Origin of the sequence: Rhodococcus sp. IEGM 1372 (assembly GCF_030056835.1) — a bacterium.
GTDB lineage: Bacteria > Actinomycetota > Actinomycetes > Mycobacteriales > Mycobacteriaceae > Rhodococcoides.
The window spans coordinates 210,282-225,845 of the sequence record NZ_JASHKS010000003.1 but is presented as its reverse complement, the minus strand read 5'-3'; the positions used below and the strand labels follow the sequence as shown (position 1 = coordinate 225,845).

Below are 15,564 nucleotides of genomic sequence, written 5' to 3'. Positions count from 1 at the left end.
CGAATTCACGTCGTCACAGCGCTGACGTCTCGATCGGACGAGACGTCAGCTGCGACGTCGAACCAACACCGTCTGAGCGATGCGACCGACAGGTCCTCGTTCGTCGCTGAGGGTGCCCGCGCACATTGCGATTCCGTCCGGCCCGGTGGAGGTCTCGGCGGACACCCCGATCCAATCTCCCTGCGGCACGCGGAACACGTGCACGGTCAGATCGGTGTTCAGGAACGTCCATTCGTCGATCGGGAGCTTGGCTCCGATTCCGTTGGCGATGTCGGCGATCGAGAACAGTCTCTCCAACGGAGTCATCGATTCACCCTGCACCAGAACGGGTCTGGGTCTTGCCCACACCTGGCCCGGCCCCGGCTCGCCGAGTCCGGTGAGAGTCCTGAACTCGACGGCGTCGAGATAGCCCGACGACCAGGTGCCACCGAAGGTGTAATCGACACCGTTGCTCACCGATCGCATCACCGGATCCCCGGAGTGTGCAACGTCGTCGGTCGGCGTGGTGCGCATACGCCATGCGCTGCCGCGGGCCACCGCCCGGGCAGTTCCCGACGTGCCGTCCGCCCAGAGTTCCGCGACGACGAGCTCGATATTGGCACCGGGACGCTCCGTCCATGACCGGATCTCGATGTCCCCGACCGGAACCGGTCCGAGGATGTCGACGGCCACGCGACTGATACGGGTGTCCTCCCTGGCGTCGACTCGCTCGAGCGCCCGGACCAACAGGGCCGACGGCGGAGCGCCGTGTTGCATCGTCGGTGCCCACAGGCTGACGGTGTGCTCGGTAGCGGTGACCCGCTCGTGGCCTTCGCTGCCGACACCGGCGGGCACGAAGAAGGCATTCGGAACCGTCACAGCTCGGCCCCCGCCGGTTCGGCAGCGGCCGTGGGCCAGCCCGGATACGCCGGGGGAGTACCACCGAATTCCGGACACAGCGCCTGGTGGTCGCACCACTTGCACAACGCGCCCCGTTTGGCGCGGAAATCGCCGGTCTCGCCCGCAGCCAGAATCGCTTTCCAGATGGCCGAGAGCATGCGCTCGAACCTCCGCAACTCACCCTCGTCCGGGGTGTAGGTCAGCTCCTGCTTGTCGGAGAGGTACATCAACTTCAGTTGTGCCGGAACGACTCCGCGCATCCGCATGATCATCAACGCGTAGAACTTCATCTGGAACAGCGCCTTGGACTCGGTGAACTCTCGCGGTGCCCGGCCGGTCTTGTAATCGACGACGCGGATCATCCCGTTTGGTGCCACGTCGATCCGATCGATGAATCCGCGCAGCGGCGTACCGTCGTCCAGCACTACCTCCACGCGCTGTTCGCAGGACTCGGGCTCGAATCGAGTGGGGTCTTCGAGCTCGTAGTACCCGGCGACCAGCGCGCGAGCCCGGTCGAGAAACGCCGGTCTTTCGTCCGCCGGAACCAGACTCTCGATGTCGGGTGACCGAGCGACCACTCGCTCCCACGCCGGATCGACGAGTTCTCGCGCAGTGGCCGGAACACGATCCTGTGCGGGCAACGCGTACAGGGCCTCCAATGCGGCATGCACCACAGTTCCCTTCACCTGAGCTTCGGTGGAGACCTCGGGAATCCGGTCGACGGCACGCAGGCGATAGAGGAGTGGGCACTGCTTGAAATCACCTGCGCGCGAGGGCGACAACGCCGGTGTACTGCGGGAGCCGGACGTCGCCGGCGACCGGTGCTCGCTGTCGCCGAGATCGAGTAGAGGCAAGTCGACGGGCGTCGACACGGAAATACTCACGACTGCGACCCTATGCCGTTGGTCCGACATCTTCGGTCAAGGCCGTAGTCTGGCACGTCGAGTCGTCCCAGGTGCCGGACCGCAACAGGTCGGGCACCGAACAGAGCAACGAAAGCAGGTTCCGCTGTGCCGTCCGGTGATGCTGTGTCCTTCGGTGATTCCGCGTCCGCGTCGACCGACGGGCCCGAGGTCGACGCGATCGTCGATGCCCCGGTCATCGGTGCGGACGAAGTGGTCACCGCAACTGTCGACGAAATCGAACTCGACGAAGCTCTCGCGACCGATGACGACGTGCCGGTCGAGTCGGTACCGACCGGACCCGCCCGCAGCGGACCGTTCCGCGTCGGAGATCGAGTCCAGCTCACCGACGGGAAGGGCCGCCACTACACGGTGGTGCTCGAGGCGGGCAAGGAGTTCCACACCCACCGGGGCGGAATCACGCACGACAAACTGCTCGGTGCCGATGAGGGCAGCGTCGTCACCTCCGTCAACGGCACCCCCTACCTCGCGCTTCGGCCGCTGCTGACCGACTACGTGCTGTCGATGCCGCGCGGCGCGCAGGTCATCTACCCCAAGGACGCAGCCCAGATCGTGCACGAGGGCGACATGTTCCCCGGTGCGCGTGTACTCGAGGCCGGTGCCGGATCGGGCGCTCTGACGTGCTCGCTGCTGCGTGCCGTCGGTACCGCAGGGACGGTCATTTCCTACGAGATTCGCCAGGACCACGCCGACTACGCGATCAAGAACGTCGAGACGTTCTTCGGCGAGCGGCCGGCCAACTGGCACCTGACGGTGGCAGACGTGGACCGGTTCGGTGTCGATCGTCCCGGTGAGCAGGTCGATCGGGTCGTCCTCGACATGCTTGCGCCCTGGGACGCACTGCCTGCCGTATCGAAGGCTCTCGTTCCCGGCGGCGTGCTGCTGGTCTACGTCGCAACGGTGACGCAGTTGTCGAAGGTCGTCGAAGCCCTTCGCGCGCAGGAGTGCTGGACCGAACCTCGTTCTTGGGAGTCGATGGTGCGCGGGTGGCACGTCGTCGGACTGGCCGTTCGTCCCGAGCATCGGATGCAGGGACACACGGCATTCCTCGTCAGTGTCCGACGCCTCGCCGAGGGCACCGTCACGCCGAAGCCGCAGCGTCGGTCCGGCAAGGGCTGACGATCCCAGCGGCGTCGGCGAGGATTCCCGGCCTCTAGGCGCAGGGCGCCTGCCCCATGGCGAGAATCTGGCAGGTACTGGCATCGGAGAGCTTCCAGTCGCCGTCGATCAGCACCCAGGTCTGCGGGGACGGTGCTGCCGTTCCCCGCGGAGTGGCGATCGCGACGTCCGCGGTGGACGTCTGGCCCTCGACCGTCGGTTCGGCAACCTCGAACGTGATCGCGCCGTAGTTCGCCAGAGCCGCGGTCATCGTTTCGAGGTTGCTCAGGCGGGCCTGCCCGTTCTCGACCGAAGCCGCTTTCGTCGCCGCGTCGACATCCGGTGCCACCAGTTGCAGCAGAGATGCTTCGAGTTCACCGGACGTAGGTGCTGCGACAGTGGGTGCATCGGTTGCGGGATCGCTGGTTTCGGCGGCCGCCGTCGAATTGTGATCGGTGTGATCGGAATCGTCGGCCGAACCGTAGCCGGCCACCGAAATCATCGCTGCCGCGAGCGCGACACCTGCCGAGAAAATACGCATCTTCACTGGTGAAGCCCCTGATTCCATGGTTGGTCCGCCGCTTGGTCAGGTGAGGCTAACATGAACTCGACCGACGCTCGGGTGCGGTCGAGACACACTGCTTCTCCGTCCCGATCGTGGTGTCGGTCCGCACATTCGGGCCGGTGCCGGTAGCGTTGATAGATCGTCACTGGGAGGAGTCGCTCATGAGCTCAACAGACAATCCGGATGTGGCCGCGGCCAGAGCCGAACTGGACGCCGTGCGAGCCGAAGCTGCTTCACTGCGCCGTCAACTGGGGGAGTCCCCCGAACAGGTACGCGAACTCGAAGGACGCGTCGATTCTCTGTCGCTGCGCAACGCGAAGTTGATGGACACCCTGAAAGAGGCCAGGCAACAGCTCATCGCCCTTCGCGAGGAAGTGGACCGCCTCGGCCAACCGCCGAGCGGCTACGGCGTTCTGCTGAGCGTCTTCGACGACGGCACGGTGGACGTGTTCACCTCCGGGCGCAAGATGAGGCTGACGTGCTCACCCAACATCGAGGCGGACTCACTGGCACCGGGGCAGACGGTGCGCCTGAACGAAGCGCTGACCATCGTCGAGGCCTGCACCTTCGACCAGGTCGGCGAAATCAGCACTCTGCGTGAGCTTCTGGGCGACGGATCCCGAGCACTCGTCGTCGGTCACGCCGACGAGGAGCGAGTGGTGTGGCTGGCCAAGCCGTTGATCGACATGGTCAACGACGAGGGCCCCATCGACCCGGACGAACCGTCCCGCAAACTCCGCCCCGGCGACTCCCTGCTCGTCGACACCAAGGCCGGCTACGCCTTCGAGCGTGTCCCCAAGGCCGAGGTCGAGGACCTGGTCCTCGAAGAGGTGCCGGACGTCGGATACGAGGACATCGGTGGTCTCGGTCGGCAGATCGAGCAGATTCGCGACGCCGTCGAACTCCCGTTCCTGCACAAGGATCTGTTTCGCGAGTACTCCCTGCGTCCGCCCAAGGGTGTGCTGCTCTACGGCCCTCCCGGCTGCGGAAAGACGTTGATCGCCAAGGCGGTTGCCAACTCGTTGGCCAAGAAGATCGCCGAGGCCCGCGGCCAGGACGCCAAGGAAGCGAAGTCGTTCTTCCTCAACATCAAGGGCCCCGAGCTGCTCAACAAGTTCGTCGGCGAGACCGAGCGTCACATCCGCATGATCTTCCAGCGTGCACGGGAGAAGGCCTCCGAGGGCACCCCGGTCATCGTGTTCTTCGACGAGATGGACTCGATCTTCCGCACCCGTGGTTCGGGCGTCTCGTCCGACGTCGAGACGACGGTGGTCCCACAGCTGCTCGCCGAGATCGACGGCGTGGAGGGGCTCGAGAACGTCATCGTGATCGGTGCCTCCAACCGTGAGGACATGATCGACCCCGCGATCCTGCGGCCCGGTCGCCTCGACGTGAAGATCAAGATCGAGCGGCCCGACGCCGAATCGGCACAGGACATCTTCTCCAAGTACCTGACCGACTCGCTGCCGGTCAACGCCGACGATGTCGCAGAGTTCGGCGGAGACCGCGCTGCCTGCATCCGAGGGATGATCGACCGCGTCGTCGAGCGTATGTACGCCGAAAGCGACGACAACCGCTTCCTCGAGGTGACGTATGCCAACGGAGACAAGGAAGTTCTGTACTTCAAGGACTTCAATTCCGGTGCCATGATCCAGAACATCGTCGACCGCGCCAAGAAGTACGCCATCAAGTCGGTACTGGAGACCGGCAACGGCGGGCTGCGAATTCAACACCTCTTCGACTCCATCGTCGACGAGTTCGCCGAGAACGAGGACCTACCGAACACCACGAACCCGGACGACTGGGCTCGAATCTCCGGCAAGAAAGGCGAGCGGATCGTCTACATCCGCACGCTGGTCACCGGCAAGAACGCCAGCGCGAGCCGGGCGATCGACACCGAGGCCAACACCGGTCAGTACCTGTAGCTTCGTCGAACACCACTTTCGGGGCGCGTCCGCACAGGGCGCGCCCCGAATGCGGTCTGTAGCCGACGTCTAGGCTCGACATATGCAGCGCATCATCGGTATCGAGGTCGAGTACGGCATTTCTTCGCCCACCGAACCCACCGCCAACCCGATCCTGACATCGACCCAGGCAGTGCTCGCCTACGCGGCAGCCGCCGGGGTACCCCGGGCCAAGCGCACACGCTGGGACTACGAGGTCGAGTCGCCGCTGCGTGATGCCCGCGGATTCGACCTCGGACGCTTCAGCGGTCCGGCACCGGTGATCGACGCCGACGAGATCGGCGCGGCCAACATGATTCTCACCAATGGTGCCCGCCTGTACGTCGACCACGCGCACCCGGAGTACTCCGCCCCGGAGGTACGCGATCCGTTGGACGCAGTGATCTGGGACAAGGCCGGCGAGCGCGTCATGGAGGCCGCCGCTCGCCACGCCTCGAGTGTGCCCGGTGCCCCGCGCCTGCAGCTCTACAAGAACAACGTCGACGGTAAGGGCGCGTCGTACGGCACCCACGAGAACTACCTGATGTCGCGCGAGACGCCGTTCTCGGCGGTCATCGCCGGTCTGTCTCCGTTCTTCGCCTCCAGACAGGTCATCACCGGATCGGGACGTGTCGGAATCGGCCAGTCCGGTGACGAAGCGGGCTTCCAACTCTCGCAGCGGGCGGACTACATCGAAGTGGAGGTGGGCCTCGAGACCACCCTCAAGCGCGGCATCATCAACACGCGCGACGAACCACACGCGGACGCGGACAAGTACCGCCGCCTGCATTGCATCATCGGCGACGCCAATCTCGCCGAGATGTCGACCTACCTCAAGGTCGGCACCACCGCGCTCGTGCTCGACCTCATCGAAGCAGGGGTCGACCTGTCCGATCTGCAGCTGGCCAGGCCGGTGACCGCAGTCCATCAGATCAGCCACGATCCGACGCTGCGCAAGGCCGTCGCGCTCGCCGACGGCCGCGAGCTGACCGGGCTTGCGCTGCAGCGGATCTACCACCAGCGCGCTGCGAAGTTCGTGGCCGCCGAGGGCAGTGACGACGCGCGCGCTCTGGATGTGCTCGACAAGTGGGCGATGGTCCTCGACCTTCTCGAACGCGATCCGATGGAGTGCGCCCATCTGTTGGACTGGCCCGCGAAATTGCGCCTGCTCGAAGGGTTCCGCCAGCGGGAGGGGCTCGGGTGGTCGGCTCCTCGGCTGCATCTGGTGGACCTGCAGTATTCCGATGTTCGCCTGGAAAAAGGCCTGTACAACCGGCTGGTTGCTCGTGGGTCGATGGATCGACTGGTCACCGAGCAGCAGGTACTCGATGCCGTCGGCACGCCGCCGGAGGACACGAGGGCGTACTTCCGCGGTGAGTGCCTGCGCAAGTTCGGTGCCGACATCGCCGCCGCGAGCTGGGACTCGGTCATCTTCGATCTCGGCGGCGACTCCCTTGTCCGCATCCCGACCCTCGAGCCGCTTCGAGGCACGAAATCGCACGTCGGTGCGCTGCTCGAGTCGGTCGACAGTGCCGCCGAACTCGTCGATCAGCTCACCAACTGACGCGCTCGAAGACCGGCACCGACTATTCGCGGTGTCTTGCCGACCGACGGAGTCGGTCTGTCGGTAGGGTAAAGGTCCGTGCACTTTCGGCGGAACGTTCGGTTGCACTTGCACATCCACGACGGTGCACCTCGGATCGACCGGTGAGAGTGCAGTAGATCTGTTTTCTCGATATACGGAGGAGGTCGGCGACTATGGCACAGGAGCAGACACGGCGCTCTGGCGGCGGCGACGACGATGAGGTTCCAGGCGACACCGGAGCCGGTGGTCAGGAACGACGCGAGAAGCTGGCCGAGGAGACCGACGACCTTCTCGACGAGATCGACGACGTGCTCGAGGAAAACGCCGAGGACTTCGTGCGCGCCTACGTTCAGAAGGGCGGCCAGTGACGGTGGATCGTTCGGACCCACGGTCGGCCGGCGACGGAACGGCGATTCCGTTCGGGTCGAGCAGCTCGTCGTTCTCCGATTATCTTCGTCAGCACGCCCCTCATCTGTTGCCCGAGAGCGGTATCGCAGCGGACCTGGCGTCCCACACCGCGAACGGCGGGTCGGACAAGTCCGGTATCGCCCCGCACGGGACGACGATCGTCGCGCTGACCTACGCAGGCGGCGTTCTGATCGCGGGTGACCGGCGAGCCACGCAGGGCAATCTGATCGCCAATCGCGACATGCAGAAGGTCTACGTCACCGACGACTACTCCGCCGCGGGTATCGCCGGAACTGCCGGCATAGCGATCGAACTGGTACGTCTCTTCGCCGTCGAACTCGAGCACTACGAGAAGATCGAGGGCGTGCCGCTCACGTTCAACGGCAAGGCCAACAAGCTGTCGTCGATGGTCCGAAGCAATCTCGGTGCCGCGATGCAAGGGCTCGCCGCGGTCCCGCTGTTGGTCGGATTCGACATCGACATCTCGGATCCGGATCGTGCCGGACGAATTGTGTCCTACGACGTGGTCGGCGGGCGATACGAGGAGCGTTCGGGCTACCACGCGGTGGGATCGGGATCGCTGTTCGCCAAGTCCGCGCTCAAGAAGCTCTATCGCCCCGGAATGACCGAGGAGGAGGCGATTCGCGCAGCGGTGGAATCGCTGTACGACGCCGCCGACGACGACTCGGCCACCGGTGGTCCTGACGTCACCCGCGGGATCTACCCGACGGCTGTCGCCATCACCAGCGTCGGTGCGGACGATGTTGCGCACGACAGGATTTCGGCTGCAGCTCGGTCCGTCCTCGCGGAGCGAACCGAGAGCGCCGCACATTCCGGCGGTGCCGAGCATCACACCCGGGCCGGTCAGCAAGTGAGCGAAGGGGGTAGCGCACCATGACGATGCCGTACTACGCATCTGCCGAACAGATCATGCGCGATCGTTCGGAGTTGGCGCGCAAGGGAATCGGCCGCGGCCGCAGCGTCATCGTGCTGACGTACGCGGACGGGGTGCTCTTCGTGGCCGAGAACCGTTCGACCGCGTTGCACAAGGTGAGCGAACTGTACGACCGGATCGGCTTCGCGGCCGTTGGCAAGTACAACGAGTTCGAGAACCTGCGCAAGGCCGGAATTCAGCACGCCGACATCAAGGGATACACCTACGATCGGCGTGACGTGACCGGCCGTTCGCTCGCCAAGACGTACGCCCAAGCACTCGGCACGATCTTCACCGAGCAGCTCAAGCCGTACGAGGTCGAGATCTGTGTCGCGGAGGTCTCGCATCAGGACGAGCCCATCGCGACCCAGCTCTACCGCATCACCTACGACGGATCCATCGTCGACGAGCAGGATTTCGTCGTCATGGGCGGAACGACCGAGCCGATCGTGGCTGCGCTCAAGGACACGTACCGGTCCGGACTCGACCTGGCCGACGCGGTCCGTGTCGCCGTCGACGCACTCACGGCAGGTCCGGCGACGCCGCCTGCGGCGGGCGGTGAGCCGGAGAAGAAGGTTCTCGAGGTGTCGGCGCTCGAGGTTGCGGTGCTGGACCAGGGTCGGCCGAGGCGAGCGTTCCGACGCATTGCCGGAGCTGCGCTGGAAGACATGTTGCCGACGCCGTCTGCGGCGGCCGAGGCAGTGACCGATACCGAAGCGGCACCGCCCTCCTGATCGGTGGCCCCGATTTTCCCACGGTCTCGCGCTCTATCGCTTCCGATAGAGCGCGAGACCGTTCTTGTCACTGGTGAACTCGAACCACGTTCCGTCGCCCACCACTTCGCCGTCGGCCGCCAGCGCAACCGGGGCGCCCTCCACCTCGACGGTCAGTTTCTTGACCGCTCGACGGACGTAGGCGGGTGACGAGCCGAGGGTGCCGGTCAACGTTGCCCACAGCAGTCTGGTTCTCGATGCCTTCGGCTCCGACGGTAGAAACCTGACATCGAGGGTTCCGGTGTGAATGCTGCTGCGAGACATGGGAACTTGATCTGCCGGTACGTAGTTGCCGTTGCCCACGAACAGCATCCAGACCGAATGCCTGGTGCCGTCGAGCCCGATGTTCAGTGGTTCCGCAGCCGCCAGCACCCTCGTCATCGCAATGGCGGCGGCCGGCCATTTGCCGATTCGGCGCTGCAACTTCTGACGCAGCCGCACCGAGTCGGGGTAGCCACCGAAGGTAGCGGTGTTGACGAACGACACGCTGCGGCCGTCGACGGACACCTCGGCGATGTCGACCAGTTCGGCGGTGCCCGCTTCCACGGCGGCAGCGGTGTCCTCCACGACGGTCAGCCCGGTGTCGCGAGCGAAATGGTTGAGGGTGCCGCCCGGAAATGCTGCGAGCGGCAACCCGTTGCGTACCGCCGACGCGGCAACGCTGACCACAGTTCCGTCGCCGCCGCAGACACCGAGCGCACGCGGTGAGGTGCTCCGAATTCGCTGCTCCAGTTGCTCGTTGAAGTCCCGGTCGGGATCGGGTACGAACAGATCTGCCTCGGGAAGTGCTCGACGGATCGAGTCGGGCACGGCTTCCGAGTCGTCGCCCGAACCCGGATTGACGAGCACCAGCAGCCCCCGGCCGCCCGGCAGCGGCTCGACGTCGACCGGCGAGCCCAGATCGGCGGGCTTGCCCGACCGCACGGCCCACCAGCGACGGGTGGACAACGCGATGGCCGAGCCGAGAGCGGCACCGGCGATGACGTCTGTCGGCCAGTGCACCCCGACGTGGACCCGCGAGTAACACACCGCAGCCGCAACGGGCGCCAGCAGCACACCCGCTACCGGGGATTCGATCGCCACCGCCGTGACGAACGCAGCCGCGGACGCCGAATGACCGGACGGGAACGACGACGACACCGGTGGAGCCAGCACCTGACGCAGGACGGGAACCGACTCGGAGTCCGGACGAGTTCGCGGAAACAACGGTTTGAGCAGGCCGTTCGCGACCGAGCTCGCACCCGCCAGAGCGACGAGACCCCGAACGCCCCCGCGTCGGGCCGGGCCACCTGCAGCGACGAGAAGCGCAGCCGCGCCGAGCCACAGACGACCGTGATCGGCGGCGTTGCTCAGCGCGCGCAGGCCGCCGTCCGCTCGGCTCTGCCGCAGAGCAGCACTTCGTGCCACCAGGGACAGATCCCACGCGTGAACGGCCGTCGAGATCGAGGTGCGCGTGGAAGTCATGACGCCCAGCCTAAGCACGTGCGACAGCATCCTCACCGACGGACGACATCGGGGCGCTCCGACACATCGTTTCCAGGGTTGCGTTGTAGTGTCGAAGTGTGCAGCGACGAATTATGGGCATCGAGACAGAGTTCGGTGTCACATGTACTTTCCACGGACATCGACGCCTGAGTCCGGACGAAGTGGCTCGCTATCTGTTCCGTCGAGTCGTCTCGTGGGGTCGCAGCTCGAATGTGTTCCTTCGCAACGGTGCCCGCCTGTACCTCGATGTGGGCTCGCACCCCGAGTACGCCACCGCCGAGTGCGACAGTCTGCTGCAGTTGGTCACCCACGACCGCGCCGGCGAACGGGTACTGGAAGATCTGCTGATCGATGCCGAGCAGCGCCTGGCAGAGGAGGGCATCGGCGGCGATATCTACCTGTTCAAGAACAACACCGACTCGGCCGGCAACTCCTACGGCTGCCACGAGAATTTCCTGGTTCAGCGGGCGGGGGAGTTCTCCCGAATCTCGGACGTTCTGCTGCCGTTCCTGGTCACGCGTCAGTTGATCTGCGGCGCAGGCAAGGTACTGCAGACGCCGAAGGCGGCGACGTTCTGCCTGTCGCAGCGCGCCGAGCACATCTGGGAGGGCGTCTCCTCGGCCACCACCCGTTCGCGGCCGATCATCAACACTCGCGACGAGCCGCACGCCGACGCCGAGAAGTACCGCCGGCTGCACGTCATCGTGGGCGACTCGAACATGGCCGAGACCTCGACGATGCTCAAGGTCGGAACGGCAGCCCTCGTTCTCGAAATGATCGAAGCGGGAGTGTCCTTCCGAGACTTCGCACTGGACAATCCGATTCGCGCCATCCGAGAGGTCAGCCACGATCTCACCGGACGCCGTCCCGTTCGACTCGCCGGGGGACGACAGGCCAGCGCCCTCGACATTCAGCGCGAGTACTACGCGCGAGCCGTCGAGCATCTCAAGACGCGCGAGCCGAACACTCAGGTGGAGCAGGTCGTCGATCTGTGGGGACGCACGCTCGACGCCATCGAGACACAGGATTTCGCGAAGGTCGACACCGAGATCGACTGGGTCATCAAGCGCAAGCTGTTCCAGCGTTACCAGGACCGGTACTCGATGGAGCTGTCCGATCCCAAGATCGCTCAGTTGGACCTGGCGTACCACGACATCAAGCGTGGCCGGGGGGTCTTCGACCTGTTGCAGCGCAAGGGTCTTGCGAAGAGAGTCACCGAGGACGAACAGATCGACGAGGCCGTCGATCTACCGCCTCAGACCACCCGAGCCAAGCTGCGCGGAGAATTCATCACGGCCGCCCAGGAGGCAGGTCGCGACTTCACGGTCGACTGGGTGCACCTCAAGCTCAACGATCAAGCTCAGCGAACCGTGCTCTGCAAGGACCCGTTCCGCTCGGTCGACGAGCGGGTCGAGCGGTTGATCGCGTCGATGTAGCCAGGTGGACCTCCGGTAGCTCGGGTCGCTACCGCTCGGTCCTCCGATGAGCAACTAGGCTCGACTGTCGTGGCCACCACCAAAGTCGAACGCCTGATGAACCTGGTCATCTGTCTGTTGTCGACACGTCAGTTCCTGACCGCGGAGTGGATCCGCGAGAGCGTTGCCGGATACGACGACTCCACCAGCCACGAGGCGTTCAGCCGGATGTTCGAGCGGGACAAGAACGAACTGCGCGATCTCGGAGTCCCGTTGGAGACCGGCACTGCCACCAGGTTCGGGGGCGTCGAGGGCTATCGCATCAACCGCGACGCGTACGAACTGCCCGACATCGACCTCACCAGCGCGGAATCGGCCGCCGTCGCGGTGGCCGTTAAACTGTGGGAATCACCGGAGCTCACTTCCGCGGCGCAGAGCGCGCTGCTCAAACTTCGAGCGGCGGGAATCCAGGTCGACCAGAGCGAGTCCGCTGCGGCGGTGACCGCGGTTCCCGCACGCACCAGGGGCTCGGAACCTGCGCTGGGTGCCTTGCTGGCCGCGATCGACGACGGTAGATCGGTACGTTTCCAACACCGACCCTCGCTGACCGAGCCGTTCACCACCAGAACCGTCCAGCCGTGGGGTGTCGTGACATTTCGCGGCCGCTGGTATCTGGTGGGACACGACGTGGATCGCAACGACACCCGCACGTTCCGCCTCTCCCGAATCGGCGACGACGTCAAACCGTTCGGCACCGCGCAGAGCGTGCGCAAGCCCGACGGCATCGACCTGCAGGACATCGTCCGCCGAGTGGCGGGCACGTCCTCGGTCTCGGGCACGGCCCGGGTATGGCTGCACGACGGCAAGGCGCTGGAATTACGCAGGATGGGGACGGTGGTGGGTGTGCAGAGTCTCGGTGCCCGCAGCGGCACCGTCGTGGAGGTTCCCGTGCGGTCCTGGGACTGGATCTCGCGGTTGATCGCAGGTCACGGCGCGGATGCGGTGGTACTCGAACCCGCCGAACTGCGCGCCGACGTGATCTCGACACTGCGGACAGCGGCCGATGTGGAGAACGAGCGATGAGCGCGCGACTGTCGGTTCGGCTGGCCAGGTTGCTCAACATGGTGCCGTTCTTCATGGCCAATCCCGGGTTGAGCGCCGAGGAGGCCGCGCGGGAGCTGGGGGTGTCGACGGCGACGCTGATGGCCGATCTCAATCAGCTCTGGATGTGCGGTCTGCCCGGCTACGGCCCGGGTGATCTCATCGATCTGTCGTTCTCCGAGGAGAGCATCGACGTGACGTTCTCGGCCGGCATCGATCGACCGCTGCGCCTGACGTCGACCGAGGCGACGGCCCTGTTGGTTGCGCTTCGATCTCTGACGTCGATGCCAGGGATGGTCGACCCGTCCGCCGCTCAGCGCGCCATCGCGAAGATCGAGACCGCGGCAGGATCGGCGGCGGCCAACGTGCCACTCTCGTCCGATCACGACGGCACGGATACGGAGGAGGGGCCGGTCCCTGCCACCGTCCGATCCGCATTGCGGCACCGGCACGCTCTGGAACTGACCTATTACTCCGCGTCGCGGGACGTCCTGACCGAGCGGACCGTGGACCCGATCAGGACGGTGGTCGTCGACGACAACAGCTATGTCCAGGCGTGGTGCCGAAGCGCCGAGGGTGTTCGGCTGTTCCGGTTCGACCGCATCGACTCGGCAACCGAACTCGACGAACCGGCCGCGCCGCCGGAATCGGTGCAGGACGAGGACGCCTTCGAGATCTTCAACGACGATCCCTCGCTGTCGCAGGCGCGGCTGAAGGTCTCACCTGCATTCACCTGGATCCTGGACTACTATCCGATGACACAGGTCGCGGCGGATGCGGACGGGTCGATCGTGGTCACGATGCGATTCGCCACGCTGCAGTGGATGACACGGTTGACGTTGGGCTTCGGCGGCGGAGTCACGGTACTGGCACCTGAATCCTTGGTGAACTCCGTCCGCGACCGAGCACGTTCGGCCCTGGACGCGTACGCAGAGTTCGACGCCACCAGCGCGGACGGTCCCGTCGCCACATGAACACCGGGCAAACCCGGACCCGCCGCTGCCGAAGTCGGCACCCGTGGTCGGGTACGCTCGATTCATCTGATCTGTAGGAGGTTCACATGGGATTCACCAGTCCCTGGCACTGGGCCATCGTTGCGGTGGTCGTCATCATTCTGTTCGGTTCCAAGAAGCTGCCCGAGGCTGCTCGCGGACTCGGCCGGTCGTTGCGCATCTTCAAGAGCGAGGTGAAGGAAATGCAGAACGACGGCAAGTCCGACGCCGACACCGCTCCCGCTCAGCAGCCCGTCGCTCCCGCTCAGCAGCCCGTCGCTCCCGCTCAGCTGCCCTCGCCCGCCCCGGTCGCGCAGCCGAACACCGAGACCCAGCACGACGCGAAGTCTGCCTGAGCGCACGGCCGCTCAGCACACCTTCGGTGCCAGTTCGGCACCGAAGGTTCACTGCTGTCGGTGACGGCTTCTCGCTGTCGTCCGACCGACGAAGGCTGACCGTAGAACACCATGCGCATTCCGTTCGATCCGCGGCGAAGCAAGCGCCGAATCAATCCCGACGGCACCATGTCGTTGGTCGATCATCTGTACGAGCTGCGAACCCGGCTCCTGTGGTCGCTGGTAGCAGTCGCAGTGACGACTGCCTTCGGGTTCTTCTGGTACTCGCACACCATCTTCGGCGTCGAGAGCCTCGGCGACCTCCTACGCGGTCCCTACTGCACGCTCGACCCGAGTCTGCGTGCGAATCTGAGCAACGACGATCAGTGTCGTCTGCTCGCGACCGGACCGTTCGATCAGTTCCTGCTGCGGTTTAAGGTCGCGTTCACCGCCGGTGTCGTACTGGCCTGCCCCATCTGGCTGTATCAGATCTGGGCTTTCATCACCCCGGGCCTGTACGCCAACGAACGGCGACATGCAGTCTCGTTCGTCTCCGGAGCGGCTGCGCTGTTCGTCGCCGGAGCCGTCCTGGCCTACTTCGTGGTCGCCAAAGGCCTGCACTTCCTGCTCTCCATCGGCGACAACGTGCAGATCACCGCGCTGAGCGGTGATCAGTACTTCGGATTCCTGATCAACCTCCTCATCATCTTCGGCGTCAGCTTCGAGATTCCGTTGCTGGTCGTTGCCTTGAATTTCGTCGGCGTACTCACCTACGAGCGACTCAAGGCGTGGCGTCGAGGTCTCATCTTCGGATTGTTCGTCTTCGCGGCCATCGCAACTCCTGGCCAGGATCCGTTCTCGATGCTGGCCCTGGCCTTGGCGTTGACGGTGCTCTTCGAGATGGCAGTGCAGATTGCGCGAATTCACGACAAGCGTAAGTTGCGCAAGAGAAGAGACGAATGGGGTGATGTGTCAGATGACGAAGCAACGCGCATCGACGGCGCAAGTTCGATCGAATCACCGGATGCTGTCGCTCCGACACCGCCGTCCAGCGGTCTCGGTACCGCGACCCGAGTACAGGCGCAGTACGACGACACGATCTGACATCGACCGGCCCGTAGGGTCGAA

15 protein-coding genes are annotated in these 15,564 nt (G+C 65.1%); 11 read left to right on the top strand and 4 right to left on the bottom strand.

Annotated features, from left to right (window positions below):
* Positions 1–45 precede the first annotated feature (45 nt).
* Positions 46–858, bottom strand: coding sequence for a thioesterase family protein (locus QM590_RS05525; RefSeq protein ID WP_149405784.1), 813 nt, complete (start codon positions 856–858; stop codon positions 46–48).
* A complete protein-coding gene (locus QM590_RS05520) occupies positions 855–1,733 on the bottom strand; it encodes a RecB family exonuclease (RefSeq protein WP_411741297.1) in 879 nt (292 codons plus the stop codon). The genes QM590_RS05525 and QM590_RS05520 overlap by 4 nt, the downstream gene beginning before the upstream one ends.
* A gap of 321 nt (positions 1,734–2,054) precedes the next feature.
* On the opposite strand from QM590_RS05520, the gene QM590_RS05515 reads away from it, so the two are divergent.
* Complete coding sequence (locus tag QM590_RS05515) at positions 2,055–2,921, top strand: tRNA (adenine-N1)-methyltransferase (protein ID WP_269594228.1); 867 nt, start codon at positions 2,055–2,057, stop codon at positions 2,919–2,921.
* 34 nt (positions 2,922–2,955) lie between these two features.
* Here QM590_RS05515 and QM590_RS05510 read toward each other — a convergent pair whose 3' ends face one another.
* Positions 2,956–3,441 (bottom strand): MTB12 C-terminal domain-containing protein, encoded by a 486-nt coding sequence (locus QM590_RS05510; RefSeq protein ID WP_269594226.1) that lies wholly within the window; start codon positions 3,439–3,441, stop codon positions 2,956–2,958.
* Between the two features lie 185 nt (positions 3,442–3,626).
* On the opposite strand from QM590_RS05510, the gene arc reads away from it, so the two are divergent.
* The 5 genes from arc to prcA all read left to right on the top strand — a co-directional run bounded on the left by arc (position 3,627) and on the right by prcA (position 9,069).
* Positions 3,627–5,390, top strand: coding sequence for a proteasome ATPase (gene arc, locus QM590_RS05505; protein WP_068050781.1), 1,764 nt, complete (start codon positions 3,627–3,629; stop codon positions 5,388–5,390).
* Between the two features lie 82 nt (positions 5,391–5,472).
* Positions 5,473–6,972, top strand: a complete 1,500-nt coding sequence (gene dop / locus QM590_RS05500; protein ID WP_269594111.1) for a depupylase/deamidase Dop — start codon at positions 5,473–5,475, stop codon at positions 6,970–6,972.
* A 194-nt stretch (positions 6,973–7,166) separates the two neighbouring features.
* Complete coding sequence (locus QM590_RS05495) at positions 7,167–7,361, top strand: ubiquitin-like protein Pup (RefSeq protein ID WP_008716348.1); 195 nt, start codon at positions 7,167–7,169, stop codon at positions 7,359–7,361.
* Positions 7,358–8,299 (top strand): proteasome subunit beta, encoded by a 942-nt coding sequence (gene prcB / locus QM590_RS05490; protein ID WP_068050779.1) that lies wholly within the window; start codon positions 7,358–7,360, stop codon positions 8,297–8,299. The genes QM590_RS05495 and prcB overlap by 4 nt, the downstream gene beginning before the upstream one ends.
* Positions 8,296–9,069 carry a proteasome subunit alpha gene (prcA, locus tag QM590_RS05485; protein WP_068050778.1) on the top strand — a complete coding sequence of 258 codons (774 nt, stop codon included), beginning with the start codon at positions 8,296–8,298 and terminating at the stop codon, positions 9,067–9,069. The genes prcB and prcA overlap by 4 nt, the downstream gene beginning before the upstream one ends.
* Positions 9,070–9,102: 33 nt before the next feature.
* Here prcA and QM590_RS05480 read toward each other — a convergent pair whose 3' ends face one another.
* The gene (locus QM590_RS05480) at positions 9,103–10,572 is read right to left on the bottom strand and encodes a bifunctional phosphatase PAP2/diacylglycerol kinase family protein (RefSeq protein ID WP_269594110.1); all 1,470 of its coding nucleotides are present in this window, start codon (positions 10,570–10,572) and stop codon (positions 9,103–9,105) included.
* A 98-nt stretch (positions 10,573–10,670) separates the two neighbouring features.
* Between QM590_RS05480 and pafA the strand changes: the two genes are divergently transcribed.
* The 5 genes from pafA (at position 10,671) to tatC (ending at position 15,540) form a co-directional block, all read left to right on the top strand.
* A complete protein-coding gene (gene pafA, locus QM590_RS05475; RefSeq protein WP_170944814.1) occupies positions 10,671–12,029 on the top strand; it encodes a Pup--protein ligase in 1,359 nt (452 codons plus the stop codon).
* A gap of 69 nt (positions 12,030–12,098) precedes the next feature.
* Complete coding sequence (locus QM590_RS05470) at positions 12,099–13,091, top strand: helix-turn-helix transcriptional regulator (RefSeq protein ID WP_094688665.1); 993 nt, start codon at positions 12,099–12,101, stop codon at positions 13,089–13,091.
* On the top strand, positions 13,088–14,083 hold the full coding sequence (locus tag QM590_RS05465) for a helix-turn-helix transcriptional regulator (protein ID WP_269594109.1): 996 nt from the start codon (positions 13,088–13,090) through the stop codon (positions 14,081–14,083). The genes QM590_RS05470 and QM590_RS05465 overlap by 4 nt, the downstream gene beginning before the upstream one ends.
* Positions 14,084–14,169: 86 nt before the next feature.
* Entirely contained in the window at positions 14,170–14,457 is a 288-nt protein-coding gene (gene tatA, locus QM590_RS05460; protein ID WP_269594108.1) for a Sec-independent protein translocase subunit TatA, read from the top strand.
* Positions 14,458–14,568: 111 nt separating this feature from the next.
* On the top strand, positions 14,569–15,540 hold the full coding sequence (tatC, locus tag QM590_RS05455) for a twin-arginine translocase subunit TatC (RefSeq protein ID WP_068050772.1): 972 nt from the start codon (positions 14,569–14,571) through the stop codon (positions 15,538–15,540).
* The last annotated feature ends 24 nt before the right edge of the window (positions 15,541–15,564 follow it).